We start from the raw sequence: 24,848 nt of genomic DNA on the forward strand, positions 1-24,848 counted from the left end.
GAAGTCGGACTCGGACGGCAAGACGGGCGCTGACGGGAAGTCGGACTCGGACGGCAAGACGGGCGCTGACGGGAAGTCGGACTCGGACGGCAAGACCGGTGCTGACGGGAAGTCGGACTCCGACGGGAAGACGGGCGCTGACGGCAAGTCGGACTCCGATGCCGATGGGAAGACATGCGACGGTGCCAAGGACACTGGGACCGGCCAGGACACTGGGACCGGCCAGGACACTGGGACCGGCCAGGACACTGGGACCGGCCAGGACACCGGAGGCGACGGTAAGACCGGCGATCAGCCCGTCGACCAGCCCAAGGACGACGATGTGGGCAGCAGGCGCGACCGCGGCGCCGAGGCGGATGGCGGCGCGGTCAACACTCCGGCCAAGGACCAGCAGGACCCGACCAAGCCGCACATCGTGGAAGTGGACGGCGTAAAGGTCCTGCAGATCCCCATCGACCCGCCCACGGCCGAGCAGTTGGAAGACCTCCTCGAGAACGCCGACAAGGTGCAACCGGCGGAAATGCCGAAGGTTTCCGCCGACAGCACCACCGCCGCGAACGTCAACGCCTGGGCGAACGACGGCAGCGACGTGGTCTCCGCCGACACCAATCCGCCCAGCCTGGACGCGCTGAAGACGGTGGTGGGACACCACCGGGAAATCCCGCCACTGGACATGCCGGGATTAGCGGACACCTCCGGCTACGACACCACCCCCACGGACGGCACCACCCCCACGGACGGCACTGCTCCCACCACAGGTGCGAACGACGCCTGCACCTCTGGCGGCACGGACACCACACCCGGCGGTACGGATGCCAGGCATGGCGGCACGGATACGACGCCTGGAGGCACGGACAACAGGCACGGCGGTTCGCACACCACGCCTGGAGGCACGGACACCACGCCGGGCGCCAAGGACACGACCCCGGGTGCCAAGGACACGACGCCGGATCAGCCCTCAGGCGGTGACGCCGGTCAACGGACGGGTGGTGACCAGCCGACGGGTGACCGAGGGACCGGCGACCGAGGCCGAGGAACGGGCGACCAGGGAACCTACGGTCAGGGTGGGGCGGGCGACCAGGGAGGGCTGGGGAGAGGCGATAGCCCGGCGAACGGTGATCAGGGGACGCGGGGCCAAGGGGCGCCCGTTGCGATCCCGCCGACCAATCCCTCGGTCCAGGTGCAGATCGCATACGGGACGGAAGGTGCTTCCCCTGCCGCATCGGACGTCAGCGGCTGGGCGAATGACGGCAGCGACGTCGTCTCCGTGAACGCCTCCCCACCCAGCTTGGAAGCACTGCGGACGGTCATGGATCACCACCGCGAGATCCAGCCCCTCGACATGCCCTCCGTAGAGGTTCCGCCCGGCGAGTACGGCAAGGGCGAGTGGACGCCCAGGGACATCCGGCCCGACGGCCCGCCCGGCGACATCGACCCCGGTACGCCGGAAAGGAGCGCGTAATGTACGTCGACCCGCCGGCGCCCAGGCCCAGGGAGCGCGACGAGACCCCGCCCGCCTCCCCCTCAGGGGCCCTGGACAGCCCTCAGAGGGCCTGGGAGTTCAACCCCGACTACCAGCGCCTCGTCCTGGCCTGGAACACCGTCCTGCCCCAGCTGGAGACGCTCAGAACGGCGCTGGACAAGGCGTACGGCCTGGCCAAGAGCCCTCAGACGTGGGACGCGCCGGTGGGCGAGCGGTATGTCCAGGACATCCGCGAATGGCGAACCCGGCTGGCCGTCTACCGCCACTCCGTGCTGACCGCCATCAGCGACGAGGCGGCGGACACGCCCAGGTGGATCCCCACGACGGCCAACGCGCCGCATGCGTTTCAGTAGCCCGCCGCCTTCGCCTGAGGTCCTCTCGAGGAAGGTGTTGGGAGGGCCCGGGAGGTGCCCGGGAGATCCCTCGAGGGGAAGTGGCCCGCCGTGCCCTTTGGGGGGAAACGACTCAGAGTGCTGTTTGAGGGGCAGGGGAGATGGCCGCTTATGGCGCAGTGGCGCGAACCCGCTTGAGGGGCAGCCGGGAAAAGTGTGGCTTGAGGGGAATGACGGAGGTCGTTTCAGAGGAGGGCGCGGGCTGAGGAAGAAGCTTGGGGAGCAGGCTGAGGGAACGGGCTGAGGGAGCGGCTGCGGGGTGGCTCGGTGGGTTGCCGGTGGGGAGTGGGGCGAGGGCGCGTCTGGGAGAAACGGACATTAGGTCGTACAGTGGGGAAATGGGTGGGGAACCCTATTACGGTCCCGACTTCGGGTTGCTGCAGAGGCAGGACCCGGAGCTCGCACAGGTGCTGCTCGACGAGCTGGAGCGAGTGCGCGGCGGGATCCAGCTGATCGCGAGTGAGAACTTCACCTCGCCCGCCGTCCTCGCCGCCCTCGGTTCCACCCTCACCAACAAGTACGCCGAGGGCTACCCCGGACGGCGCTACTACGGCGGCTGCGAGGTGGTGGACCGGGCCGAACGGCTGGCGATCGAGCGGGCGCGCGAGCTGTTCGGGGCGGAGCACGCCAACGTGCAGCCCCACTCCGGCGCCTCCGCGAACCTGGCCGCCTACGCCGCGCTGCTGCAACCCGGCGACACCATGCTGGCCATGGCGCTCTCGCACGGCGGCCATCTCACCCATGGCTCCAAGGTGAATTTCTCGGGAAGATGGTTCGACGTCGTGTCGTACGGCGTGCGGCGTGACACCGAACTCATCGACTACGACGAGGTCCGGGATCTGGCCCTGCGGCATCAGCCGAAGCTCATCGTGTGCGGCGCCACGGCGTACCCCAGGCTGATCGATTTCTCGGTCTTCCGCGGCATCGCGGACGAGGTGGGCGCGTGGCTGATGGCCGACGTGGCGCACCCGATCGGGTTGATGGCCGGCGGCGCGATCCCGTCGGCGGTGCCGTACGCGGACGTCGTGACGTTCACCACGCACAAGGCGCTGCGCGGGCCGCGCGGCGGGGCCATCCTGTGCACGGAGGAGCTGGCCGGGAAGATCGACCGGGCGGTGTTCCCGTTCATCCAGGGCGGGCCGTTGATGCACGTGGTGGCGGCCAAGGCGGTGGCGTTCGCGGAGGCGATGCGCCCGGAGTTCGCCGATTACACCAGGCAGGTGGTCGCGAACGCGCGGGCGCTGACGGAGGCGCTGGCCGGGCAGGGGATGCGGCCCGTGTCCGGCGGTACGGACACTCATCTGGCGCTGATCGACCTGCGGGATCTCAACGTGTCGGGCGCCGAGGCCGAGCGCAGGTGCGCGGCGGCCGGCATCACGCTCAACCGGAACGTGATCCCGTACGATCCCGAACCCCCGTCGATCACGTCGGGGATCCGCGTCGGCACGCCGTGTGTGACCACCCAGGGCATGGGGCCCCAGGAATTGAAGGAGGTCGGGACGTTGGTGACCCGGGCGGTGCGACATCCGGCCGACGCTGGGGAGGTTCGGGAGAGAGTTTCGGCGCTTCTGGCCATCCATCAGCCATATCTCAGCGAATATTAAGCTGGTCTGTGTCGTTTTCCGGTCCCAGTGGGCCGGAGGATCCGGGAAACTAGGTCCGTGCGCGAATACCTGTTCATGGCGCTCATCGCCGCGGCGGTGACCTATCTGCTGGTCCCGTTGGTGCGCCGCTTCGCCATCCGCATCGGGGCCATGCCGGAGATTCGCGATCGCGACGTGCACACCACGCCGACGCCCAGGCTGGGCGGCCTGGCCATGTACGGCGGCCTGGTCGTGGGGCTGCTACTGGCCGGTCAGCTGACCCATTCGGGCGAGGCCCTGGCCGGTACGGGCGCCAATCCGGTGCCCGCGCTGATCATCGCGGGCGGGCTCATCACGTTCACCGGCTTCCTCGACGACTGGTGGGGCATGGACGCCTTCATCAAGCTCGCCGGCCAGATCGCCGCGGCCGGGGTGCTGGTCTTCTTCGACATGCGGCTGACCTCGATCCCGCTGCCGGAGAGCTGGGGCGGCTCGACCAGCCTCGACTACACGCTCAGCACGATCATCACCATCCTGGTCGTGGTCGTGACGATCAACGCGGTCAACTTCGTGGACGGGCTCGACGGGCTGGCCGCCGGGATCGTGTGCATCGCGGGCATGGCCACCTGGGCCTACTCGATCATCATCAGCCAGGACATCACCGGCAGCAACATCACCGCGACGGCCGCCATCGCCGCCGTCCTCATCGGCACCTGCCTGGGCTTCCTGCCGCACAACTTCCACCCCGCGAAGATCTTCATGGGCGACACGGGGGCCATGCTGATCGGGCTCGTGCTCGCATCCTCCATCGTCACGGTGACGCCGGTGGACACGTCGGCCATCGTGGAGATGAACAAGTTCCCCGTGCTGCTCCCGCTGCTCGTCCCCGTGCTGGTGCTGGTGCTGCCGCTCATCGACCTGATCACCGCCGTCGTGCGGCGCACCTCGCAGGGCCTGTCGCCGTTCGCGCCCGACCGCGGTCACCTGCACCACCGGCTGATGGACATCGGCCACTCGCACCGGCGTTCGGTGCTCATCATGTACGCCTGGACGCTCCTGTTCTCGTTCATCATCGTGGGCATGTCCATGGTCGGCGTGCCCGTCCTGCTCTTCCCCGCGGTCATCGTGCTCGCCCTGGCCGTCCTGGTGCTGATGGCCCTGCCGCGCTGGCGGGGCAGGGGCGGGGCGCACGCGGCGACACGCGACGACAACCCCGACGACGACGGGCCTCCCACGGGGCCGATGCCGCCGATCCTGCCCGAGGACCCCCAGGTCAGGAGACAGGCGCCGCCTTCGGACGGCGCTCGCGCGAGCGCCGAGGGCAAACCGGTCATTCCTGCCTTTCCGAGCCGTTCTTGATCGCGAACTAGAAACGGCAGGTAAAAGCGGTCTTCCGTGAGCTTGTGATATCTTTCACGAGCAGGGACTCCAGACCCACCGGTTCTGGAGGTAGCAAACGCTCGCTTGATAACTTGTTGATGGAGCACCGATGCAGGCCAACGACGTGCGCGTACTCAAGAGCGCCGCGATTCCGACCTTCGCGGTTGGGGTGGTCGCCGTGGCCGTGTCGCTCCTGACGATTGGCGGCAAGGGAGCGCTGGGCGCCGCGATCGGCACCTTGCTCGTCGGGGTTTTCTTCAGCATCAGCGTGGTGGCGGTGTCCTATGCCGCTCGGGTCTCCCCCCAGATGATGGCGATCGCGGCGATGGTCAGCTACCTCGTCAAGGTCGTCGCCATCATGGTGGTGCTGGCCTCGTTCCGCGACACCACGGTCTGGAACACCCAGGCGTTCGCCTGGACGGTCGTGGTCTGCACCCTTGTCTGGACCGGCTTCGAAGTACGTGCCTTCATGAAGACCAAGATCCTCTATGTCGACCCCGAAGCCGGGGTCCCGGGGAAGGGCGATTCATGACGGCAGGTAAAACGGGCGGGGTCCGATATGACTAGTCCGCTACTTGCCTGCTATCGTCAAGGCCGCGATGAGCGCACACGAACGCCGACCCGAAAAGGACGGTCGCGACTTCGCCGATGCCATGTGGTCAGTCCCGAGCTACTTGATCGCCGGGATGGCCATCTACGGAGGCGCCGGCTGGTTGCTGGACCGGTGGTTGGACATGTCCGCGTTCTTCCCCATAGGCATCGTCCTGGGGCTGGTGCTCGGTGGCTACCTGGCATACCGGAAGTTCGGTCGCTAGCCCATACGGCAGTAGATCGCTTCGCTGAGGAAAACCCTTGTGATCCACACTACGACGTTGAAGGGAACGCCGCGTGATTGCGCTGACGGTCCTCGCTCCTCCTGAAGACCAGTTCCGGGCCCCAACGCCTGACGAGCTGTTCAACTCCTTTACCCCGATCATCCCCGGGGTCGACTGGTTCACCAAGCCGGTTCTCCTCGCCATCCTCAGCGCGGTCCTGGTGATCGGCTTCTGCTGGGCCGCCTTCGCCAACCCCAAGATCGTCCCAAGGGGTGTGCAGAACATCGCCGAGTACGGCTACATGTTCGTCCGCGACCAGGTCGCCCGGCCCTTCCTGGGCAAGGACGCCGACCGGTGGATGGGCCTGCTGCTGACGCTGTTCTTCCTGGTCTTCATCTGGAACATCATGGGCGTCATCCCGATTCTCCAGTTCCCGGTGGCCTCGCACATCGCCTTCCCGATCGTCCTCGCGGGCTCGATCTACGTGCTCAAGGTCTACCTGGGCATGAAGCACCAGGGCCCGATCGGCTACTTCAAGAACCTGATGTTCCCGCCGGGACTGCCCAAGCCGATCTACCTGCTGCTCTCGCCGATCGAGTTCCTGTCGAACCTGATCATCGCGCCGTTCACGCACGCGGTCCGACTCTTCGCGAACATGTTCGCCGGTCACATGCTGCTGGCGTTCTTCAGCATGGTCGGCTTCTGGTTCCTGTTCGAGAAGCTGACGCCGCTCGGCGCCGGGGTGGGCGTGATCGGCGTGGTCATGACCATCATCTTCACGGCCTTCGAGATGTTCATCCAGTTCCTGCAGGCGTTCCTCTTCGCGATGCTGGCCTCGATGTACATCGGCGGCTCCCTGCACGCAGAGCACTGAGATCCACGTACCGGAATATCCATGACCGGTGAGACTCCGCTTCACCGGCCGTCCAGTAAAGGAATACAGCAATGAGCGTTCTCGCTGAGGTCTCCGGCAACGTCACCGCCATCGGTTACGGTCTCGCCGCCATCGGCCCCGGCATCGGCGTCGGCATCATCTTCGGTCAGGGCGTGCAGGCCATCGCGCGTCAGCCCGAGGCTTACGGCCTGATTCGCCAGAACATGCTCCTCGGCTTCGTTCTCACCGAGGCCCTCGCCCTGCTCGGTCTGGTCGCGCCGTTCATCTTCGCGAACATCTAAGGCCAGAAGAAACCCCTGACGAAAGGCTGCAACCATGACTAAGGCAGCTACGCTCCTCGCGGCGGAGGAGGGCGCTAACCCGCTCATTCCGCACACTTTCGAGCTCGTCGTCGGCATCTTCTCGTTCCTCGTCGTCCTCGTCGTCGTCGGCAAGATCCTGGTCCCGCGTATCCAGAAGACGCTGGGCGAGCGGACCGACGCCATCGAGGGTGGCATCAAGAGAGCCGAGGAGGCCCAGGCCGAGGCGCAGGCCCTGCAGCAGCAGTACCGCGACCGGCTGGCCGAGGCCAGGCACGAGGCGGCCCGGCTGCGCGAGGAAGCTCGCGAGCAGGCCGCGCAGATCAAGGCCGAGCTCCGCGAGGAGGCGCAGGCCGAGGCCCGCCGTCTCGTCGAGGCCGCGCACGCGCAGATCGAGGCGGACCGCCAGGCGGCCTTCGCCCAGCTCCGCACCGAGATCGGCCGTCTGTCGACCGACCTGGCCGGCCGCATCGTCGGCGAGTCCCTCGAGGACGAGGTCCGGCAGAGCCGCATCGTCGACCGGTTCCTCGACGAGCTCGAGTCCACGCCGCAGGCGGTGCGCTAATGCGAGGTCTGAGCAGGACGTCGCTGGCAGAGGTCGAAGAGCGGTTCAACGCGGTCGCCGGCAGTGCCGACCTCGGGACGCTCTCCGACGAGCTGTTCGCGATCGCGGATCTGCTCGACCGCGAACACGGCCTGCGCCGGGCGCTGTCCGACCCGGCCAGGCCCGGCGAGCAGAAGGCGGCCACCGTGCGCGCGCTGCTCGCGGGCAAGGTCAGCGAGGCCGCGATCGCCACGACCGAGGCCGCGGTCTCGGTCCGGTGGTCGCGGGCCGGTGACCTGGCCGACGCGATCGAGCGGCTCGGCGTCGTCGCCGCGGCCGCGGAGGCGGAGAGCCAGTCCAGGCTCGACGACGTGGAGGACGAGCTCTTCCGCTTCGGCCGCATCGTCGCCGCCAACCCCGACCTGCGTCGCGCGCTCGCCGACCAGGCCGCGCCGGAGGCGGGCAAGGTGCAGCTGCTCGGCGACCTGATCGGCAGGAAGGTCGCTCCGACCAGCCTGCGCCTGCTCAAGCAGGTTGCGGTGCATCCGCGTGGGCGTAGCCTGGAGTCGGGCCTGGAGGAGTTCATCCAGCTCGTGGCCCAGCAGCGCCAGCGCCTCGTGGCGGTGGTACGTAGCGCGGTCGAGCTGACCGAGGCGCAGAAGCAGCGCCTCACGGCGTGGTTGAGCGCCTCCTACGGCCGTGACGTGCACCTGAACGTCGAGGTGGACAAGCGAGTGCTCGGTGGGTTCTCGGTCCGCATCGGCGACGAGATCATCGACACCACCATTGTGGGACGAATCGAAGAAGTCCGCCGCCGGTTGGCCGGCTAGGCGAATAGGGAGACAGAGTAGAGATGGCGGAGCTTACGATCCGGCCGGACGAGATCCGGGACGCGCTTGAGCGCTTCGTCCAGGCGTACGAACCGGAAGGCGCCGCGCGCGAGGAGATCGGGACCGTCGTCGACGCCGGCGACGGCATTGCCCATGTCTCCGGCCTTCCCTCGGCGATGGCGAACGAACTGCTCGAGTTCGAGGACGGCACGCGCGGCCTGGCGCTTAACCTCGACACCCGCGAGATCGGTGTCGTTATCCTGGGCGACTTCAGCAAGATCGAGGAAGGCCAGACGGTCCGCCGGACGGGCGAGGTCCTGTCCGTGCCCGTCGGCGACAACTTCCTCGGCCGCGTGGTCGACCCCCTGGGCATCCCGCTCGACGGCAAGGGCGCCATCGAGGCCGAGGCCGTTCGCGCCCTCGAGCTTCAGGCCCCCACCGTCGTCCAGCGGCAGCCCGTGAAGGAGTCGCTGGCGACCGGCATCAAGGCGATCGACGCCATGACCGCGATCGGCCGTGGTCAGCGCCAGCTGATCATCGGTGACCGTGGCACCGGCAAGACCGCGATCGCCGTCGACACCATCCTCAACCAGCGCGAAAACTGGGCCTCCGGTGACCCCACCAAGCAGGTCCGCTGCGTCTACGTCGCGGTCGGCCAGAAGGGCTCGACCATCGCGCAGGTGCGCGCCCGGCTGGAGGAGGCCGGCGCGATGGAGTACACCACCATCGTCGCCGCTCCCGCCTCCGACCCCGCTGGTTACAAGTACATCGCGCCCTACGCCGGCTCGGCGATCGGTCAGCACTGGATGTACCAGGGCAAGCACGTCCTGATCGTCTTCGACGACCTGACCAAGCAGGCGGACGCGTACCGCGCCGTCTCCCTGCTGCTGCGCCGTCCGCCGGGCCGTGAGGCCTTCCCCGGCGACGTCTTCTACCTCCACTCCCGTCTGCTGGAGCGCTGCGCCAAGCTCTCCGACGACATGGGTGCCGGCTCCATGACCGGCCTGCCGGTCATCGAGACCAAGGGCAACGACGTCTCGGCGTTCATCCCGACCAACGTCATCTCCATCACCGACGGCCAGGTCTTCCTCGAGACCGACCTGTTCAACGCCGGTGTGCGGCCCGCCATCAACGTCGGCGTCTCGGTCTCCCGAGTCGGCGGCTCCGCGCAGGCCAAGGCCATGCGCAAGGTCGCGGGCACGCTGCGTCTGTCGCTGTCGCAGTACCGTGACCTGGAGGCCTTCGCGGCCTTCGCCTCCGACCTGGACGCCGCGTCCAAGGCTCAGCTGGAGCGCGGTCAGCGGCTGGTCGAGCTGCTCAAGCAGCCCCAGTACAGCCCGTTCTCGCTGGAGCGCGAGGTGGCCTCGATCTGGGCGGGCACCACGGGCGAGCTGGACGACGTGCCGATCGAGGACGTCCGTCGCTTCGAGTCGGAGTTCCTGGACTTCATCCAGGCCTCGCACAAGGGGATCTTCGACACCATCCGTGAGACCAGGGACCTGTCCGACGACACGGTGACCGCTCTGAAGGACGCTGTCACGGACTTCAAGAAGAGCTTCACCACCTCTTCGGGCGAGCTGCTGGTCAAGGACGAGCCGGTGGCGCCGCTGGGCGCCGAAGAGGTCGGCCAGGAGAAGATCAAGAAGGTCGTCCGTCCGGCGGAGAAGAAGTAGGACATGGGTGCCCAGCTAAGGCTGCTGCGGCGGCGGATCAGCTCGGTCAAGTCGACCGCGAAGATCACGCGCGCCCAGGAGCTCATCGCCTCCTCGCGGATCGTGAAGGCGCAGCTGCGGATGCAGGCGGCGCTGCCGTACGAGCGTGAGATCACTCGCGCCGTCACCGGCGTCGTCAGCAACGCGGCCAGCGTCGACCATCCGCTGACCGTGGCGAAGGAGAACCCCACCAAGGCGGGCGTCCTCATCGTCACCAGCGACAGCGGTTTCTGCGGCGGCTTCAACGCCAACGTGCTGCGCGAGGCCGAGGCCCTGCGCGGGCTGCTGGAGACCCGCGGCCTGACCGTGGTCCCGTTCGTCACCGGGCGCAAGGGTGTCACCTGGCACTCCTTCCGCGGCCGCGACATGGGCGGGCAGTGGGTCGGCTTCTCCAGGAACCCGTCCTACGCCGACGCCAAGGGGATCGCGCAGACGCTGATCGACTCGTTCAAGGACGAGAACGGGATCGACGAGATCCACATCGTCTCGACCGAGTTCGTCTCGATGCTGACCCAGAACGTCGTGGTCAAGCGTGTTCTGCCGCTGGAGGTCGAGGAGACCGAGGCGACGGAGACGACCGCGATCCCGCCGTACTTCGAGTTCGAGCCGACCGCTGCCGACGTGCTGGAGTCGCTCCTGCCGCGTTACGTGGAGTCGCGCATCTTCACGGCTCTGCTGCAGTCCGCGGCCTCCGAGGAGGCCGCGCGGCGGCGCGCGATGAAGTCCGCGACAGACAACGCCAACGAGCTGATGCGGGTGCTCACCCAGCAGATGAACCAGGCTCGCCAGGCCGAGATCACCCAGGAAATCAGCGAGATCGTCGGTGGCGCCAACGCGCTCGCTGACGCCGCAGCGGGGAAAGAGTGAAATGACTGCAGAGGCTGTTGAAACTGTAGAGGCCGCGGCGGCCGGCACAGGCCGCGTGGCACGTGTCACCGGCGCCGTCGTCGACGTGGAGTTCCCCGTCGAGGCGATGCCGGAGATCTATAACGCGCTCAAGGTCGAGGTGACCCTCGGCGAGGACACCAAGACCCTGACCCTGGAGGTCGCCCAGCACCTGGGTGACAACCTGGTCCGGACCATCTCGATGCAGCCGACCGACGGCCTGGTCCGCGGCCAGGCGGTGCAGGACACCGGCGCCCCGATCTCGGTGCCGGTCGGCGACGTCGTCAAGGGCCACGTGTGGAACGCGCTGGGCGAGACGCTCGACGTGCCGACCGCGTCGCTCAAGATCGAGGAGCGGTGGGGCATCCACCGTCCGTCGCCGCCGTTCGACCAGCTCGAGTCCCGTACCGAGCTGCTCGTCACGGGCATCAAGGTCATCGACCTGCTCACCCCGTACGTGCAGGGTGGGAAGATCGGTCTGTTCGGCGGCGCCGGCGTGGGCAAGACCGTTCTGATCCAGGAGATGATCCGCCGCGTCGCCCGTAACTTCGGTGGCACCTCGTGCTTCGCCGGTGTCGGCGAGCGCACCCGTGAGGGCAACGACCTCTGGCTGGAGATGGAGGAGGCGGACGTCCTCAAGGACACCGCGCTCGTCTTCGGTCAGATGGACGAGCCGCCGGGCACCCGTCTGCGGGTCGCCCTGTCGGCGCTGACCATGGCGGAGTACTTCCGCGACGTGCAGAAGCAGGACGTGTTGCTCTTCATCGACAACATCTTCCGCTTCACGCAGGCCGGTTCGGAGGTCTCCACGCTGCTCGGCCGTATGCCGTCCGCCGTGGGTTACCAGCCCACGCTGGCCGACGAGATGGGTGTGCTCCAGGAGCGCATCACCTCGACGCGCGGTCACTCGATCACCTCCATGCAGGCGATCTACGTGCCCGCGGACGACATCACCGACCCGGCCCCGCACAACGCGTTCGCGCACCTCGACGCGCAGACCGTTCTCTCGCGGCCGATCTCGGAGAAGGGTATCTACCCCGCGGTGGACCCGCTCGACTCCACCTCCCGGATCCTCGACCCGCAGATCGTGGGCGAGGAGCACTACCGGGTGGCCCAGGAGACCAAGCGGATCCTGCAGAAGTACCGCGAGCTCCAGGACATCATCGCGATCCTCGGTATCGACGAGTTGTCCGAGGAGGACAAGGTCACCGTCCAGCGGGCCCGCCGCATCGAGCGCTTCCTGTCGCACCCGATGTACGCGGCCGAGGCCTTCACCGGCCAGCCGGGCGAGACCGTTCCGCTGGACGAGACCATCGCCTCCTTCAAGGGCCTGTGCGCGGGTGAGTACGACCACCTGCCCGAGCAGGCGTTCTTCATGGTCGGTGGCATCGAGCAGGCCGTGGCCAAGGCCAAGGAACTCGAGCGTAGTTAATCGCCCTGCAGCGGGTCGTCTTCGGCGGCCCGCTGCACCTACGGTGGTGCTTTGGGGTAGGAACGGGGCACCACCACCAGATCGGAAAGGAACCTACACAAGTGGCGAAGCTACGCGTAGGGGTTGTCTCACCCGAGCGTGAGATCTGGTCGGGCGAGGCCGACATGGTGATTGCCAAGACCGTGGACGGCGAGATCGGTATTATGCCGCAACACGCACCTGTGCTCGGCGTCCTCGTCGAGGGCGGCGTGCTTCGCGTGAAGCGGGAGGGCGAAGGCGACCTCGTGGCGGCCGTGCACGGCGGTTTCATCTCCGTGGCCGACGACGAGGTGTCGGTGCTCGCCGAGGTGGCCGAGCTCGGTTCCGAGGTCGACGTCGCGGCTGCCCGTGACGCTCTCGATCGGGCTCAGGCCTCGATCGAGGCCGACCAGGAAGACGCCGACGCGGCGATCGAGGCCAAGCGTGCCAGGGCCCGGCTCCGCGCGGCAGGCGAAGAGGTTTAACAGATCAGGCTTTTGGGGGCGGCATGGCTACGACGGTTCTGATTCTCGTATTGTTTGCCGCCCTCATCGTCCTGCGCGGGGTCACACTGGCCCGTTCCAGGGGAAGTGTGCCCTGTCGTCTGCGGGAGGGTGACCGGGGCTGGCAGAGCGGGGTAGCCCGCTACGCCGACGGGGAGCTCCACTGGATCCCGCTCCTGGGTGTGCGACTGAGGCCGCGCCACGCTATCGCGAGGCGCGGCCTCGTCGTTTCCGCCCGTCGCGAGATCGACGGCGGCCTTTACGCGGTCGACTGCGGCGGCACCACCCGCGGGATCTCGCTCGCGATGAGCGCCGACGCGATGACGGGCTTCCTCGCGTGGCTGGAGTCCGCGCCGCCCAGCGCCTACCTGGACGTCGCCTAGCCCGATCGAGGGCCGGCCGCGCGTCTCAGCGGGTGCCGCCGGGCTTCCAGAGGATCTCCTCGCCCGCGTGGGCGACCCGGCAGGCGATGAAGAGCAGGTCCGACAGGCGGTTGAGGTATTTCGCGGTCAGCGCGTTCATGTCGTCGTGCGCCTGCAGGGCCGCCCACGTCGACCGCTCGGCCCTGCGGACGGTGACCCTGGCCACGTGGAGCGCGGCCGTCGCGGGGTCGCCGCCGGGCAGCACGAAGCTGCGCAGGGGCTTGAGATCGGCGTTGAACCGGTCGCACTGCTCTTCCAGCCAGTCGATGTACGACTGCTCCACCCGCAGCGGCGGGAACTCCGGATTCTCCACCACCGGCGTGGCCAGGTCCGCCCCCACGTCGAACAGCTCGTTCTGGATGCGGGCGAGCGCCTCGACGAGGTCCGCGGGCAGTGTGCGGAACGAGAGCGCGAGCCCCAGGTGGGCGTTGGCCTCCTCCACGTCGGCGTAGGCGGCCAGCCGCGGATCGGTCTTGGACGCCCGGCTCATGTCGCTCAGCGAGGTGGTGCCGTCGTCGCCGGCCCGGGTGTAGATCCGGGAGAGAACGACAGGTTTGTCCTTGTCGGCGCGCGTCATGGCTTCAGATTAATGACAAATGTCATCCGGAAGGGACGCGGGATCCATGTCGGGCCGGTGATTTACACGACTAGCAGGGCGAACGCCTCCAAAGCCACTATTTACCCATGACGAAGGAGATGACCTGATGCTCGAGATCAGCGAGCTGCGCAAGCGCTTCGCGGGCGGCCCCGAGTCCCCCGGCGGGAAGGTCGCACTGGACGGCATCAGCTTCACCGTACGGCCTGGCGAGATGTTCGGCTTCGTGGGCGCGAACGGCGCCGGCAAGACGACGACAATGCGCATCGTGATGGGCGTGCTCCAGGCCGACTCGGGCTCGGTGAGCTGGCAGGGCAGGCCGCTCGGCTACGACGACCGGCGGCGCTTCGGCTACATGCCGGAGGAGCGGGGGCTGTACCAGAAGATGCGGGTCGCCGAGCAGATCGAGTATTTCGGCCGTCTGCACGGTCTGAGCGCGCCGGCCGCGAAGCAGGCCACCGACGACCTGCTGGAGCGGCTCGGGCTCACCGAGCGCAGAGGCGACGCGGTGCAGGCGCTCTCGCTGGGCAACCAGCAGCGCGTGCAGCTCGCGGTGGCGCTGGTGCACGACCCCGAGGTGCTGGTGCTGGACGAGCCGTTCTCGGGGCTGGACCCGATCGCGGTGGACGCGCTGGCCACGGCGCTGCAGGAGCGCTGCCGGGGCGGCGTGCCGGTGATCTTCTCCAGCCACCAGCTGGAGCTCGTCGAGCGGCTGTGCGACTCGGTGGGCATCGTCTCGGCCGGCCGCATGGTGGCCACCGGCACGGTGTCCGACCTGCGGGCGGCCGAGGGCGACACGCTGCGCGTGGTCGTCCGCGACCCGTCCCCCGGCTGGGCGGACGGCCTGCCGGGCACGGTCACCGTGAACGGCGACCGGCACGTCCTGCAGACCGCGGACGGCGACGACCAGGAGATCCTGCGCCGCGCGATGAAGGCGGGGCACGTCGAGCACTTCGGGGTCGAGCAGCCGACCCTCACCGAGATCTTCAAGGAGGCCGTGGCGTGAACGGACTGATGCTGGTCGCCCGGCGGGAGATCACCACGCAGGTGCGGACCAAGGCGTTCGCGATCGGCCTGCTCATCACGGCCGTGCTGGTGGCGGCGGTGACCTTCGCACCCAAGATCCTCGGCGGGCCGGACGAGTACACGCTCGGCACCGTCAACTCCCAGCAGCTCCCGCTGAAGGCCGCCGCGCCGGACGCGCAGATCGAGTGGCGCAGCTTCCCCGACGAGGCCGCCGCCAAGAAGGCCGTGCTCGACGGGGACGTGGACGCGGTGCTGGTCGACGGCACCCGCGTGCTCACGGACGGCGAGATCGACAGCCAGCTCGGCGTGCTCCTGCAGAGCGTCAACCGCGAGGTGAAGCTGGGCGCCGCGGGCATGTCGATCCCGCCGCTGAAGATGGAGTCCGTCGGCGCCGACACCCGCTACGAGTCCGCCCGCGCCGGGATCGCCGTGGTTCTCGTCCTCGTGCTCTTCATGCTGCTCATGGGTCAGGTCATGATGGTGGCCATGGGCGTGGTGGAGGAGAAGGGCAGCAGGATCGTGGAGATCCTGCTCTCCACGATCCGGCCGTGGCAGCTGCTCGGCGGCAAGATCATCGGCCTGGGCGTGCTCGGCCTGATCAACCTGGTCACGATCCTGGCCGTCGGCCTGGTCGCGTCCGCGGCCTCCGGGATCGCCTCCGACTTCCCGCCCGGGCTCCCGGGGCTGGTGGTGGGCGTGCTGGTGTGGTTCGTGCTCGGGTACGCCTTCTTCGCCACGCTGGCGGCCGCCCTCGCCTCGCTGGTCTCGCGCCAGGAGGAGGTGAGCAGCGTGATGACGCCGCTGACCATGCTCATCATGGTCACGTACTTCGTGGCCTTCTACGCCACCAACGACCCGACGGGCACGCTGGCCACGGTCCTGTCGTACATACCGCCGTTCTCCGCCATGATCATGCCGGTGCGGATGGCGGCGACCGAGGTGCCGATGTGGCAGGTCGCGCTGTCGATGGGGGCCATGGCGCTGGCCGTGCTCGCGGTTCTGGGCTTCGGCGCCAAGATCTACGAGCGGGCCGTGCTCCGGACGGGGGCCCGGCTCAGGCTCGCCGACGTGCTGCGCGCGGGCTAGATGGACGCGATCAAGCGGGCGCGGCGCCTCACCTGGAAAGTGCTCCTCTCGAACTTCGTCGCGGTGTGGCTGCTGGTCATCCTGACCTCGGTGGTCGCCTTCGGGGAGGGGAGACTCCAGTGGTGGCGTGCCGTGCCCGCCGTGATCGCCCTGATCTGTTTCAGCTGGTTCTGCCCGCGCATCATCAGCGCGGCGCTGGACCGCCGCTACCCCGTCCGGGAGGTGGGGCTGGCGGGGGGCTTCGCGGTGGTCGCGGCGGCGCTGGGCGGGGGCGAGCCGTTCGGCTGGGGCTTCGTGCTCGTCTGCTGGCTGGGCCTGGCCACGCTCCAGGTCCCCAGGCGCACGGTCTACCTGCTGGCCGCCGGCACGTGGGCGGTGGGCGTCGGGATCGGCGTTTCGGCCGTGGCACTGGGGGCGGCCATCATGGGCACGGGCCTGAGCGTCGGTCAGGCGCTGGTCTTCTACATGGTCATGTACGCCGTCTGGTGCGCGATCATGCCGCCGTCCAACCGGATGTGGATGTGGATCTGGTCGCTCGCCGTACAGGCTCATGAGGGCCGCGAGGCGCACACGCGGCTGGCGCTGGCCGAGGAGCGGCTGCGCTTCGCCAGGGACCTGCACGACCTGGTCGGCCACCAGCTGTCCGCCATCGCCGTCAAGACCGAGCTGGCCGTACGGCTGTCGGACGTGGACGCCGACGGGGCCAAGGCCGAGATGACCGAGGTCAACGCGCTGACCAGGAAGGCGCTCAGGGAGCTGCGGCAGGCCGTGCGCGGCTACCGCGAGCTTGACTTGGCCGCCGAGCTGAATAGCGTGAAAAGCGTGCTCGAAGCGGCCGGGGTCCGCTGCGAGGTGCACCTGCCCTACCGGGAGCTGCCCGATGGAGTGGCGCCGGTGTTCGCGTACGCGGTCCGCGAGGCGGTGACCAACGTGCTCAAGCACAGCACCGCGACGTTCTGCGACATCTCGATCCGCTTCACGGCGCAGGAGGCGGAGCTGAGCGTCCGCAACGACGGGGTGCGGCGGCGGCGGGCCGCCGACCTCGGGAGCGGGCTGACGGGCATGGGGGAGCGCCTGGCCGCCGTGGGCGGGAAGCTGAGCGCCCATCCGACGGAAGACGGAGAGTTCATCCTGAACGCGGTCGTGTCACTTCCGCTGGGTGGGTAGGGGAGAGAACACGGGTTCACCTCTCTGAACGCTCCGCGTGCGGAGGTGACTACACCGTGTTGATTGAGGAGGTGGCATGCGCGTCCGGGGCAATCCGAGTGCCCAGGTGGTGCGGATCGGCGCCAGACTCGACGCCGGCACGTCGGCCGGTGTGCGGGAGCGCCTGCACGAGGCTCTCGATTCCGGTGAAGGCGACCTGATCCTGGATCTCTCCCGGCTGGAGATGATCGACGCGACCGGCCTCGGAGTGCTGGTGGGCTCGCATCGGCGCGCGCTCAGCGTGCAGCGCCGCCTCGTTCTTCGGGGGGTGCCCCCGCGGATCATGCGGATACTCGCGGTGACCCGGCTGAATCGGGTGCTGCACATGGAGGTTCCGGCGGCCGCGGTGGCCTGATGTGACATATCGGGAGCGGGCAACGATCAGCCGTTGCCCGCCCTTTTATTGTGTGCCACAAAATGGTGATTCCGGGCCGTCCATTATGAATGGCCGGCGAATGGTCACGGCGTGCCGAGGCTGCGGATGAAGATGTGCACGGCAACGCCGGCGAGTTCGTCGATCGGCGGTTGCTCGTCCGAGTGCAGCCACTCGATGAGTAACTCTTGTAGCGCTCCAATTACTCCGAGTGCCACCAGCCGCCGATTCAGCCCCGCGGCCTGGGGGAAATCGGCCGACGCCTCCTCGACCAGGCGCGCGAACGCGTCCACCGCGCGTTGACGGGACAGTGTCAGGACATCTCCTGATCGGCGAACCTCAACATGCATGATGCGGGCCCGCCGCCAGTCCGCCGTGGTGAACTCGATATAGGCGCGAATCCCCGCCTTGACTCGATCGTCAAGTGTCTTCGGCGCCTCCTGGACCGCTTTGGCCACCACGGCCAGGCTTTCTTCCACGCAGCGCTCGTGCAGCGCCTGGAGGAGTTCCTCGCGTCCACCGAAACATTCGTAGAAGGCACGGTTGGAGATCCGCGCCTCCGAGCACAGCCTTTCGATGGTCGTCGCCGTGAACCCCGGCTTCGCGTATAGCGTGTAGGCGGCCGTCATCAGCCGCTCCCGTCTGTCTGCCAGCCTTTGCTCAGCTGACATTCCCCGGTAAGACCGGTTCACATTCCACCCGTCCAACATGATCGTGGCCCCCAGAGCACACAATTATGGACGGATGATCCGTTTTGGGAAAGGGTAAGAAGATTATCTTTTACGTCGCCCATGCAAGAAGGTCACGAGCCTGATCAGCCGCTCAAGCTCGGAGGGCCCTCGGGTGAACGAGGTCAGGTTCATCCCCGGCATCGCGAAGCGCTGGCGGGAGATCGCTTTGGGCCTGGCGAACTCGCGTAGACCGTCGGCCCCGTGGATCCGTCCGAACCCCGAGTCTCCCACTCCGCCGAAGGGCAGCGCAGGCACTCCCGCGAATGAGATGACCGAATTGATGGCGGTCATCCCGGTACGCATCCTGCGGGCCAGCTCCATCGCCCTGCGCGCGTTCCCGGAGAAAACCGTCCCGCCCAGGCCGTACGCGGAGGCGTTGGCCAGCTCCAGGGCCTCCTGGGCGTCGCGGGTGCGGCGGACGGTGATCGTCGGGCCGAACGTCTCCTCGCGCACCGCGGGGGAGTCCTCCGGAACGTCCTCGACGATCACGGGCTCCACGTAGGGAGCGCGGACGGAGTCGGGGCCACCGGTCACGATTTTTCCGGACTTGGTGGCGTCGTCGATGTGGCGGCGGATGATGTCCACCTGGCCCGGCATCGTGATCGGGCCGTAGTCCTCGGCGGCCCTGACCTTTGTCGCCCGGTCGGACAGCTCGCGCATGAAACCTTCATAGACGGCGTCGACGACGTAGACGCGTTCGACGCCCACGCAGGTCTGGCCGGCGTTGGACATCGCGCCCCACAGGCAGGCGTCGGCGGCCCTGGCGAGGTCGGCGTCGGCGTCCACGATGAACGCGTCCTTGCCGCCGCACTCGGCCACGATGGGCGTCAGGTTCTCGGCGCAGGCCGCCATGACCCGCTTGGCGGTGGCGGTCGAGCCGGTGAACGCCACCTTCCCGACCCTCGGATCGGCGGCCAGCGCGGCCCCGGTCTCGCCCAGCCCGGTCACGGCCTGGAAAACGGGATGCTCGGGCACCGACTCGGCGAACAGCTCGGCCAGTCGCACGCCGATGCCCGGGGTGAGCTCGCTGGGCTTGAACACCACGGCGTTGCCGGCGGCGAGGGCGTAGGCGATGGAGCCCATGGGGGTGAAGACCGGGTAGTTCCACGGGCCGATCACCCCGACCACGCCGAGGGGGAGGTATTCGAGGGTGGCGGCCAGGTTGAGGCCGATCATGCCGGTGCTCACCCGGCGGCGGCCCAGCACCTTGCGGGCGTTGCGGGCGGCCCAGTCGAGGTGGGTGATCGCCAGCACGATCTCCAGCGTCGCGTCGCCCACCGGCTTGCCCGTCTCCTCGTGCACGAGCCCGCTCAGCTCTCTCAGGTGCCGGGTGAGGACGGCCTTGTAGTCGAGCAGCCGCTGCCTGCGCGCGGCATGGCCGAGCCCGGCCCACCAGGCCGCCGCCTCGGCCGCGCGGCCCACGGCCGCGTGCACGGCGTCGGGGCCCTGCCGGGGATGGGTGCCGACGACCTCACCGGTCGCCGGGTTGAGCGAGTCGAACGTGAGCGTCGTCATGACGTCACGATAGTCCGGTAAGCCATCGCTTACTAGAGAGCTCTCCGCGGTGGGGCGGCCCGGCTCGTCCGGCCGCCACACCCGGACGTCCGCGTCGTGCGGATCGCCCTCCAGCCAGGGCTAGCCGTGTTTGCGGAAGGCGCCGGCGACCGGCTCCACGCGCAGGTCCCAGGGCTCGCGCGCGGCGCCCGCCACCGTCAACACGATGAGGCCGAGCACCCCTTGAGAAATTCGAGGTACGGCACTCAACGGGTCACGGACAGCTTGTCAGGGGCTGAGTTCGTTACTAGAACAACGTCGGATTCTCCGGCTCGATGCCGCGCAGCCCGTCGTAGTCGAGGGTGACGCAGTCGATGCCGCGGTCCGTGGCGAGCACGCGCGCCTGCGGCTTGATCTCCTGTGCCGCGAAGACGCCGCGCACGGGCGCCAGCAGCGGGTCGCGGTTGAGCAGCTCCAGATAGCGCGTGAGCTGCTCGACGCCGTCGATCTCCCCCCGCCGCTTGATCTCCACCGCCACGGTCGCCCCCAGGGCGTCCCGGCACAGGATGTCCACCGGCCCGATCGCCGTCATGTACTCGCGCCGGATCAGCGAGTAGCCGTCCCCCAGCGTCGTGATGTGCTCGGCGAGCAGCTCCTGGAGGTGAGCCTCCACGCCGTCCTTGATCAGCCCGGGATCGACGCCCAGCTCGTGGCTGGAGTCGTGGAGGATCTCCTCCATCGTCAGGACCAGCTTCTCGCCGGTCTTGCCGTGGGTGACGGTCCAGGTGCCGTCGTCCTCCTTGAGCTTGCACGGCGGGTTCATCCAGTTGAGCGGCTTGAAGGCGCGGTCGTCGGCGTGAATGCTCACGCTGCCGTCCGCCTTGATCAACACGAGTCGGGGCGCCATGGGGAGGTGCGCCGTGAGTCGTCCGATGTAATCCACGCTGCATCGCGCGATGACCAGCCGCATGACGCCCCACCTTAGCGGCTCTGGAAAACTGGACGCATGGCGTTCGAACGGGTGGGAGTGGTCGGGCTCGGCACGATGGGAGCCGGGATCGCCGAGGTGTTCGCGCGGGCCGGCCTGCGCGTGATCGGGATCGAGGCCGACGCCGAGGCGCTGGCCAGGGGTCGCGGGCATCTCGAGCGCTCCACCGGCAAGGCCGTCGACAAGGGCAAGCTGGCCCCCGAGGAGCGCGACGAGATCCTCGGCCGCATCACGCTGACCACCTCGCGCGAGGACCTGCGGGACGTCGATCTGGTGGTGGAGGCGATCCCCGAGATCCTCGACTACAAGATCGCGCTGTTCAAGGACCTCGACCGGATCTGCGAGCCCGGGACCGTCCTGGCCACCAACTCCTCCTCGCTGTCCGTCACCGCCATCGCCGCCGCCACCGGCCGCCCGGGGCAGGTCGTGGGGATGCACTTCTTCAACCCGGCGCCGGTGATGAAGCTGGTCGAGGTCGTGGGGACGGTGGTGACCGCGCCCGGCCTCGTGGCGGACGTCGCGGCGCTGGCGGGCAGGCTGGGCAAGACGGCCGTGCCGGTGGGCGACCGGGCCGGGTTCGTGGTCAACCGGCTGCTCCTGCCCTACCTCAACCAGGCCGCGGTGCTCATGGAGCTGGGCGTGGCCGGGCGCGACGACATCGACGCCGCGATGAAGCTGGGCGTGGGGCTGCCGATGGGGCCGTTCACGCTGCTCGACCTGATCGGCCTCGACACCGCGTACGGGGTGATGGAGGTGCTGTTCGACGAGACGCGTGACCGGCGGCACGCGCCCGCGCCGCTGCTGCGCGAGCTGGTCACGGCCGGGCTGCTGGGCCGCAAGTCGGGCCGCGGCTTCTACGGCGACCCGCCGCGGGAGGAGCCGGCGAGGACGAGGCTGGGCACGTTCGGCGTGGCCGGGGCCGGCGGCGACGGGCTGGCGGAGCGGCTGCGGGCGGCCGGGTTCAAGGAGTCGGAGGACCCCGACGTCGTGCTGCGGCTGGCCGACCGCCCCGTGGTCGAGCACGCCGTACGTCTCCCCGGCCCCGCCAGGATGGTCGGCGTGCACCTCGTCGGCGACCAGGTGGCCGAGCTCGCCTCCACGGTGCTGACCTCGGAGGAGGCCGCGAGCGCCGCCAGGGACCTGGTGAAGATCGCCGGGCTGACGCCGGTGCCGTGCAAGGACCGGGCGGGGTTCGTGGTCGACGCCCTGCTCTTCCCCTACCTCAACGACGCCGTGCGGATGCACGACTCCGGGTACGCCTCGATCGACGACATCGACGCGGCCATGCGCCTGGGCTGCGGCTATCCCGCCGGGCCGTTCGAGATGCTGGAGTCGCTGGGCCTGGCGAAGGTCCGCGACGGGTTGAGAGCCCTCTACGCCGAATACCGCGAGCCCGCCTTCGCGCCCGCCCCCCTGCTCGACCAGCTCGTCACCGCCGGCGTCAGCCGATTCCCGCGTCCATGAGCCCACGCCGTGCCCGCCGCAGGGAGTCCTCCCGTCCCTTCGGCTTCCCGACCGGGCTGGACAAAGTGGAGGAATGGCCCGACGGCGAGTGGAAGGTACGCATGCTCACCGGCGCCTCCTCGACCAAGGACTACCGATGTCCGGGCTGCGACCAGGAGATCCGTAGCGGCCAGTCGCACCTCGTCGCCTGGCCCAACTGGCCGGGAGGCGACGAGGAGCGCCGTCACTGGCACACCGCCTGCTGGCGCAAGAGACTCGACCGCGGCCCCGGCCGCACCCGTTATTGAAGGGAACCCCCGAAGTGGAGATTCGCGCGGCCACCGTGCTGCCCGCCCGGCGCGAGCCGATCGAGCTGGAGACGGGCGACGGCCTGACCCTGGTCGGCGAGCTGGCGCTGCCCCTCGACCGTCCCCCCGTCGCGACGCTGGTGACGCTGCACCCGCTGCCCACCCACGGCGGGTTCATGGACAGTCACGTCTACAAGAAGGCCGCCAACCGGCTGCCCGCCCTCGCCGACCTGGCCGTGCTGCGCTTCAACACCCGGGGCACGTCCTCCGAGCGCGGCACCTCGGAGGGGACGTTCGACGGGGGAGAGGGCGAGCGGTTCGACGTGGCGGCGGCGCTGGAGTACGCCGAGTACCACGACCTGCCCCAGGTGTGGGTGGTCGGCTGGTCGTTCGGCACGGAGCTGACGCTGAAGTGGGCGCACGACCCGCTGGTGGAGGGCGCGATCCTGCTCTCGCCCCCGCTGCACCGGGCCACCGACCACGACCTGGACGCCTGGGCGCGGTTCGGCCGGCCGCTGACGGTGCTGGTGCCCGAGTTCGACGACTACCTGCGACCCGAGGAGGCCCGCGCGAGGTTCGCGAGAGTGCCGCAGGCCGAAGTCATCGGGGTGGACGGGGCCAAGCACCTGTGGGTGGGGGAGCCGTACGTCCGCATCGTGCTGAACGAGATCGTCAAGCGGGTCAATCCGGCCGCGTCGCCGCTGCCCACGGACGTCTGATGCGCCATGACGGAAATTTCCGGACAAATCAGGTTTATGAAGGAAATTTGAGCAGAATGAGCAAAACTCTAGACCTCTCGTGTTGTCAGAGTGAAAATCCGATCGTCAACCGAAGATCGTGGAGACGCCGGGCGGGTATGCCTTCCCGCGCGTAACCCCTGCTCACCATGGGTGAGGACGTATGCGGGCAGTTCGTGGGTTGGTTGCGGCGGCGTTAGCTATCACGATCTTGGTGGTGCCTGATCCGGTGTCCGCCGTCGCAGAGAAGACAGTGGAACCACCGCAGACCGTCCAACCGCCCGAGGACTCCGCGCTCACCCTCGCCCGCAGCACCGGCAAGCCCGTCGAGGTGGAGACACAGCGCAGCGAGACCCGCCAGGTCTGGGCCAAGCCCGACGGCACGTTCACCCTGGAGCAGTACGTCCGCCCGGTGCGCGTGCGCAAGTCCGGCGGCTGGGTCCCGGTGGACACCACGCTCCGCCTGCGCCCGGACGGCCTGGTCGAGACGGTCGCCACGGCGGCCGACCTGACGTTCTCCGGCGGTGGTTCCGGGTCGCTCGCCCGCATGGCGCGCGGCGCCAAGTCCCTGGAGCTGGGCTGGCAGGGCACCCTGCCCAAGCCCACGCTGAACGGCGACACCGCCACCTACCCCGAGGTCATGCCCGGCGTGGACCTCCAGGTCACCGCGGACGTGGACGGCTTCTCCCACATCCTGGTGGTCAAGTCCCGGGCCGCCGCGGCGGGCCTGACCGAGCTCGCCTACCCCCTCTCGGTCACCGGCCTGTCGGTGAAAACGGACAACGCGGGCAACCTGGAGGCCGTCGACGAGAGCGGAGGGACGATCTTCATCGCGCCCACGCCGAAGATGTGGGATTCCGAGGGCATCACGAGCCCGCAGGCGCTCAAGGAGGGCCGCTCGCCGGAGGCCCGCGAGTCCGCGATGGGCGTGGAACTGGCGGGCAGGCACATGCGTCTGAGGCCGGACAGGAAGATGCTGGCGGATCCGAAGACCAAGTTCCCCGTCTACCTGGACCCGTACTTCTCGGCCTCGCGAGGCTCGTGGACGGCGGTCTGGAGCAACTGGCCCACCTCCAACTACCTCAACTCCAGCGACATCGCCCGGGTCGGCCACATCAGCTCCACCCAGACGAACCGCTCGTTCTTCCAGATGGCCACCGGCGCGACCATCCACGGCAAGCAGATCATCAAGGCGACGCTGCGTACGTACGAGACGTGGTCGTACTCCTGCAGCGCCCGCAAGGTGGAGGCCTGGGGGACCGGCGCGATCAGCAAGAGCACCACCTGGAAGAACCCGCCGGCGAAGACCAGGTTGCTCTCCACGGTGAACGTGGCCAAGGGCTATGGCACGGGGTCCTGCGCGCCCGGCGGTGTGGAGTTCGACGTCACGTCGTGGGCCGCCGACGCCGCCGCCAAGAAGTGGAACACCATGACCATCGGTCTCTACGCCACCAGCGAGACCGACCTGTACGCCTGGAAGAAGTTCAAGAACAACCCGGTCGCCGTCATCGAGTACAACTCGATCCCGACCGACCCGGTGGCCGCGGACGCCTGGTCGGACCCGGGCGGTCCGTGCGTCTCCGGTGACGGGCGGCCGGTCATCAGCACGGCCACCCCCAAGCTGTGGGCCAAGCTCAAGGACACCGACAACTCGGTCAAGGGCCGTTT

General features: G+C 68.6%; 28 protein-coding genes. 23 read left to right on the forward strand and 5 right to left on the reverse strand.

The features are described 5' to 3' along the window. Positions 1–322 precede the first annotated feature (322 nt). The 15 genes from AB0L65_RS14590 (at position 323) to AB0L65_RS14660 (ending at position 13,154) form a co-directional block, all read left to right on the forward strand. Positions 323–1,462, forward strand: coding sequence for a hypothetical protein (locus tag AB0L65_RS14590; protein ID WP_364244755.1), 1,140 nt, complete (start codon positions 323–325; stop codon positions 1,460–1,462). Then, the gene (locus tag AB0L65_RS14595; protein WP_350730010.1) at positions 1,462–1,836 is read left to right on the forward strand and encodes a hypothetical protein; all 375 of its coding nucleotides are present in this window, start codon (positions 1,462–1,464) and stop codon (positions 1,834–1,836) included. Before AB0L65_RS14590 ends, AB0L65_RS14595 begins: the two co-directional genes overlap by 1 nt. 377 nt (positions 1,837–2,213) lie before the next feature. Next, positions 2,214–3,479 carry a serine hydroxymethyltransferase gene (glyA, locus tag AB0L65_RS14600; RefSeq protein ID WP_350730012.1) on the forward strand — a complete coding sequence of 422 codons (1,266 nt, stop codon included), beginning with the start codon at positions 2,214–2,216 and terminating at the stop codon, positions 3,477–3,479. Positions 3,480–3,536: 57 nt separating this feature from the next. After that, positions 3,537–4,817 (forward strand): MraY family glycosyltransferase, encoded by a 1,281-nt coding sequence (locus AB0L65_RS14605; RefSeq protein WP_364244759.1) that lies wholly within the window; start codon positions 3,537–3,539, stop codon positions 4,815–4,817. 130 nt (positions 4,818–4,947) lie between these two features. Next, positions 4,948–5,370 (forward strand): hypothetical protein, encoded by a 423-nt coding sequence (locus tag AB0L65_RS14610; RefSeq protein ID WP_364244761.1) that lies wholly within the window; start codon positions 4,948–4,950, stop codon positions 5,368–5,370. A 121-nt stretch (positions 5,371–5,491) separates the two neighbouring features. Then, a complete protein-coding gene (locus AB0L65_RS14615) occupies positions 5,492–5,653 on the forward strand; it encodes an AtpZ/AtpI family protein (protein ID WP_364244820.1) in 162 nt (53 codons plus the stop codon). 73 nt (positions 5,654–5,726) lie between these two features. After that, positions 5,727–6,527, forward strand: a complete 801-nt coding sequence (atpB, locus tag AB0L65_RS14620) for a F0F1 ATP synthase subunit A (RefSeq protein ID WP_364244764.1) — start codon at positions 5,727–5,729, stop codon at positions 6,525–6,527. A 71-nt stretch (positions 6,528–6,598) separates the two neighbouring features. Beyond that, entirely contained in the window at positions 6,599–6,829 is a 231-nt protein-coding gene (atpE, locus tag AB0L65_RS14625) for an ATP synthase F0 subunit C (protein WP_344876161.1), read from the forward strand. 34 nt (positions 6,830–6,863) lie between these two features. After that, on the forward strand, positions 6,864–7,412 hold the full coding sequence (locus tag AB0L65_RS14630) for a F0F1 ATP synthase subunit B (RefSeq protein WP_364244767.1): 549 nt from the start codon (positions 6,864–6,866) through the stop codon (positions 7,410–7,412). Further along, positions 7,412–8,221 carry a F0F1 ATP synthase subunit delta gene (locus AB0L65_RS14635; RefSeq protein WP_364244770.1) on the forward strand — a complete coding sequence of 270 codons (810 nt, stop codon included), beginning with the start codon at positions 7,412–7,414 and terminating at the stop codon, positions 8,219–8,221. Before AB0L65_RS14630 ends, AB0L65_RS14635 begins: the two co-directional genes overlap by 1 nt. Before the next feature lie 23 nt (positions 8,222–8,244). Continuing rightward, the gene (atpA, locus tag AB0L65_RS14640) at positions 8,245–9,894 is read left to right on the forward strand and encodes a F0F1 ATP synthase subunit alpha (RefSeq protein WP_355191420.1); all 1,650 of its coding nucleotides are present in this window, start codon (positions 8,245–8,247) and stop codon (positions 9,892–9,894) included. A gap of 3 nt (positions 9,895–9,897) precedes the next feature. After that, entirely contained in the window at positions 9,898–10,800 is a 903-nt protein-coding gene (locus AB0L65_RS14645) for a F0F1 ATP synthase subunit gamma (protein WP_364244773.1), read from the forward strand. Between the two features lies 1 nt (position 10,801). Continuing rightward, positions 10,802–12,250 (forward strand): F0F1 ATP synthase subunit beta, encoded by a 1,449-nt coding sequence (gene atpD, locus AB0L65_RS14650; RefSeq protein WP_355191421.1) that lies wholly within the window; start codon positions 10,802–10,804, stop codon positions 12,248–12,250. Positions 12,251–12,351: 101 nt separating this feature from the next. Further along, positions 12,352–12,753 carry a F0F1 ATP synthase subunit epsilon gene (locus tag AB0L65_RS14655; RefSeq protein WP_350730028.1) on the forward strand — a complete coding sequence of 134 codons (402 nt, stop codon included), beginning with the start codon at positions 12,352–12,354 and terminating at the stop codon, positions 12,751–12,753. A 23-nt stretch (positions 12,754–12,776) separates the two neighbouring features. Beyond that, the gene (locus AB0L65_RS14660; protein ID WP_364244776.1) at positions 12,777–13,154 is read left to right on the forward strand and encodes a DUF2550 domain-containing protein; all 378 of its coding nucleotides are present in this window, start codon (positions 12,777–12,779) and stop codon (positions 13,152–13,154) included. A gap of 25 nt (positions 13,155–13,179) precedes the next feature. Here the strand turns inward: AB0L65_RS14660 and AB0L65_RS14665 are convergent, their stop codons facing one another. Further along, complete coding sequence (locus tag AB0L65_RS14665) at positions 13,180–13,770, reverse strand: cob(I)yrinic acid a,c-diamide adenosyltransferase (protein WP_364244779.1); 591 nt, start codon at positions 13,768–13,770, stop codon at positions 13,180–13,182. Between the two features lie 127 nt (positions 13,771–13,897). On the opposite strand from AB0L65_RS14665, the gene AB0L65_RS14670 reads away from it, so the two are divergent. From AB0L65_RS14670 to AB0L65_RS14685, 4 genes are all read left to right on the forward strand, one after another. Further along, complete coding sequence (locus tag AB0L65_RS14670; RefSeq protein WP_364244782.1) at positions 13,898–14,794, forward strand: ATP-binding cassette domain-containing protein; 897 nt, start codon at positions 13,898–13,900, stop codon at positions 14,792–14,794. Further along, positions 14,791–15,900 (forward strand): ABC transporter permease, encoded by a 1,110-nt coding sequence (locus AB0L65_RS14675; protein WP_364244785.1) that lies wholly within the window; start codon positions 14,791–14,793, stop codon positions 15,898–15,900. The genes AB0L65_RS14670 and AB0L65_RS14675 overlap by 4 nt, the downstream gene beginning before the upstream one ends. Further along, entirely contained in the window at positions 15,901–17,067 is a 1,167-nt protein-coding gene (locus AB0L65_RS14680; protein WP_364244787.1) for a histidine kinase, read from the forward strand. Between the two features lie 76 nt (positions 17,068–17,143). Next, positions 17,144–17,461, forward strand: coding sequence for an STAS domain-containing protein (locus tag AB0L65_RS14685; protein ID WP_350730039.1), 318 nt, complete (start codon positions 17,144–17,146; stop codon positions 17,459–17,461). A gap of 104 nt (positions 17,462–17,565) precedes the next feature. Here the strand turns inward: AB0L65_RS14685 and AB0L65_RS14690 are convergent, their stop codons facing one another. The 4 genes from AB0L65_RS14690 to nucS all read right to left on the reverse strand — a co-directional run bounded on the left by AB0L65_RS14690 (position 17,566) and on the right by nucS (position 20,674). Continuing rightward, on the reverse strand, positions 17,566–18,108 hold the full coding sequence (locus AB0L65_RS14690) for a TetR/AcrR family transcriptional regulator (protein ID WP_357727583.1): 543 nt from the start codon (positions 18,106–18,108) through the stop codon (positions 17,566–17,568). Positions 18,109–18,252: 144 nt separating this feature from the next. Continuing rightward, on the reverse strand, positions 18,253–19,725 hold the full coding sequence (locus tag AB0L65_RS14695; RefSeq protein WP_364244791.1) for an aldehyde dehydrogenase family protein: 1,473 nt from the start codon (positions 19,723–19,725) through the stop codon (positions 18,253–18,255). 120 nt (positions 19,726–19,845) lie between these two features. Then, positions 19,846–19,974, reverse strand: coding sequence for a hypothetical protein (locus AB0L65_RS14700; RefSeq protein ID WP_364244794.1), 129 nt, complete (start codon positions 19,972–19,974; stop codon positions 19,846–19,848). 37 nt (positions 19,975–20,011) lie between these two features. Then, complete coding sequence (gene nucS, locus AB0L65_RS14705) at positions 20,012–20,674, reverse strand: endonuclease NucS (RefSeq protein WP_350730045.1); 663 nt, start codon at positions 20,672–20,674, stop codon at positions 20,012–20,014. Positions 20,675–20,710: 36 nt separating this feature from the next. Here nucS and AB0L65_RS14710 point away from each other — a divergent pair, with 36 nt between their 5' ends. From AB0L65_RS14710 to AB0L65_RS14725, 4 genes are all read left to right on the forward strand, one after another. Beyond that, positions 20,711–22,156 carry a 3-hydroxybutyryl-CoA dehydrogenase gene (locus tag AB0L65_RS14710; RefSeq protein WP_364244797.1) on the forward strand — a complete coding sequence of 482 codons (1,446 nt, stop codon included), beginning with the start codon at positions 20,711–20,713 and terminating at the stop codon, positions 22,154–22,156. Next, the gene (locus AB0L65_RS14715; protein WP_319720101.1) at positions 22,153–22,443 is read left to right on the forward strand and encodes an ATP/GTP-binding protein; all 291 of its coding nucleotides are present in this window, start codon (positions 22,153–22,155) and stop codon (positions 22,441–22,443) included. Before AB0L65_RS14710 ends, AB0L65_RS14715 begins: the two co-directional genes overlap by 4 nt. Before the next feature lie 14 nt (positions 22,444–22,457). Then, on the forward strand, positions 22,458–23,162 hold the full coding sequence (locus AB0L65_RS14720; protein WP_350730048.1) for an alpha/beta fold hydrolase: 705 nt from the start codon (positions 22,458–22,460) through the stop codon (positions 23,160–23,162). 235 nt (positions 23,163–23,397) lie between these two features. Next, a partial coding sequence (locus tag AB0L65_RS14725) for a DNRLRE domain-containing protein (protein ID WP_364244800.1) occupies positions 23,398–24,848 on the forward strand: 1,451 nt, incomplete at its 3' end.

This window comes from Nonomuraea sp. NPDC052116 (assembly GCF_040680035.1).
GTDB classification, from domain to species: domain Bacteria; phylum Actinomycetota; class Actinomycetes; order Streptosporangiales; family Streptosporangiaceae; genus Nonomuraea; species Nonomuraea angiospora_A.

Excerpts from the sequence above, each read along its gene's own strand:
- AB0L65_RS14595 (WP_350730010.1), top strand. The coding sequence starts at position 1,462 with ATGTACGTCGACCCGCCGGCGCCCAGGCCCAGGGAGCGCGACGAGACC.
- glyA (WP_350730012.1), top strand. The coding sequence starts at position 2,214 with ATGGGTGGGGAACCCTATTACGGTCCCGACTTCGGGTTGCTGCAGAGG.
- AB0L65_RS14610 (WP_364244761.1), top strand. The coding sequence starts at position 4,948 with ATGCAGGCCAACGACGTGCGCGTACTCAAGAGCGCCGCGATTCCGACC.
- AB0L65_RS14615 (WP_364244820.1), top strand. The coding sequence starts at position 5,492 with ATGTGGTCAGTCCCGAGCTACTTGATCGCCGGGATGGCCATCTACGGA.
- atpE (WP_344876161.1), top strand. The coding sequence starts at position 6,599 with ATGAGCGTTCTCGCTGAGGTCTCCGGCAACGTCACCGCCATCGGTTAC.
- AB0L65_RS14630 (WP_364244767.1), top strand. The coding sequence starts at position 6,864 with ATGACTAAGGCAGCTACGCTCCTCGCGGCGGAGGAGGGCGCTAACCCG.
- AB0L65_RS14635 (WP_364244770.1), top strand. The coding sequence starts at position 7,412 with ATGCGAGGTCTGAGCAGGACGTCGCTGGCAGAGGTCGAAGAGCGGTTC.
- atpA (WP_355191420.1), top strand. The coding sequence starts at position 8,245 with ATGGCGGAGCTTACGATCCGGCCGGACGAGATCCGGGACGCGCTTGAG.
- AB0L65_RS14645 (WP_364244773.1), top strand. The coding sequence starts at position 9,898 with ATGGGTGCCCAGCTAAGGCTGCTGCGGCGGCGGATCAGCTCGGTCAAG.
- atpD (WP_355191421.1), top strand. The coding sequence starts at position 10,802 with ATGACTGCAGAGGCTGTTGAAACTGTAGAGGCCGCGGCGGCCGGCACA.
- AB0L65_RS14660 (WP_364244776.1), top strand. The coding sequence starts at position 12,777 with ATGGCTACGACGGTTCTGATTCTCGTATTGTTTGCCGCCCTCATCGTC.
- AB0L65_RS14665 (WP_364244779.1), bottom strand. The coding sequence starts at position 13,770 with ATGACGCGCGCCGACAAGGACAAACCTGTCGTTCTCTCCCGGATCTAC.
- AB0L65_RS14670 (WP_364244782.1), top strand. The coding sequence starts at position 13,898 with ATGCTCGAGATCAGCGAGCTGCGCAAGCGCTTCGCGGGCGGCCCCGAG.
- AB0L65_RS14680 (WP_364244787.1), top strand. The coding sequence starts at position 15,901 with ATGGACGCGATCAAGCGGGCGCGGCGCCTCACCTGGAAAGTGCTCCTC.
- AB0L65_RS14685 (WP_350730039.1), top strand. The coding sequence starts at position 17,144 with ATGCGCGTCCGGGGCAATCCGAGTGCCCAGGTGGTGCGGATCGGCGCC.
- AB0L65_RS14690 (WP_357727583.1), bottom strand. The coding sequence starts at position 18,108 with ATGACGGCCGCCTACACGCTATACGCGAAGCCGGGGTTCACGGCGACG.
- AB0L65_RS14695 (WP_364244791.1), bottom strand. The coding sequence starts at position 19,725 with ATGACGACGCTCACGTTCGACTCGCTCAACCCGGCGACCGGTGAGGTC.
- nucS (WP_350730045.1), bottom strand. The coding sequence starts at position 20,674 with ATGCGGCTGGTCATCGCGCGATGCAGCGTGGATTACATCGGACGACTC.
- AB0L65_RS14710 (WP_364244797.1), top strand. The coding sequence starts at position 20,711 with ATGGCGTTCGAACGGGTGGGAGTGGTCGGGCTCGGCACGATGGGAGCC.
- AB0L65_RS14715 (WP_319720101.1), top strand. The coding sequence starts at position 22,153 with ATGAGCCCACGCCGTGCCCGCCGCAGGGAGTCCTCCCGTCCCTTCGGC.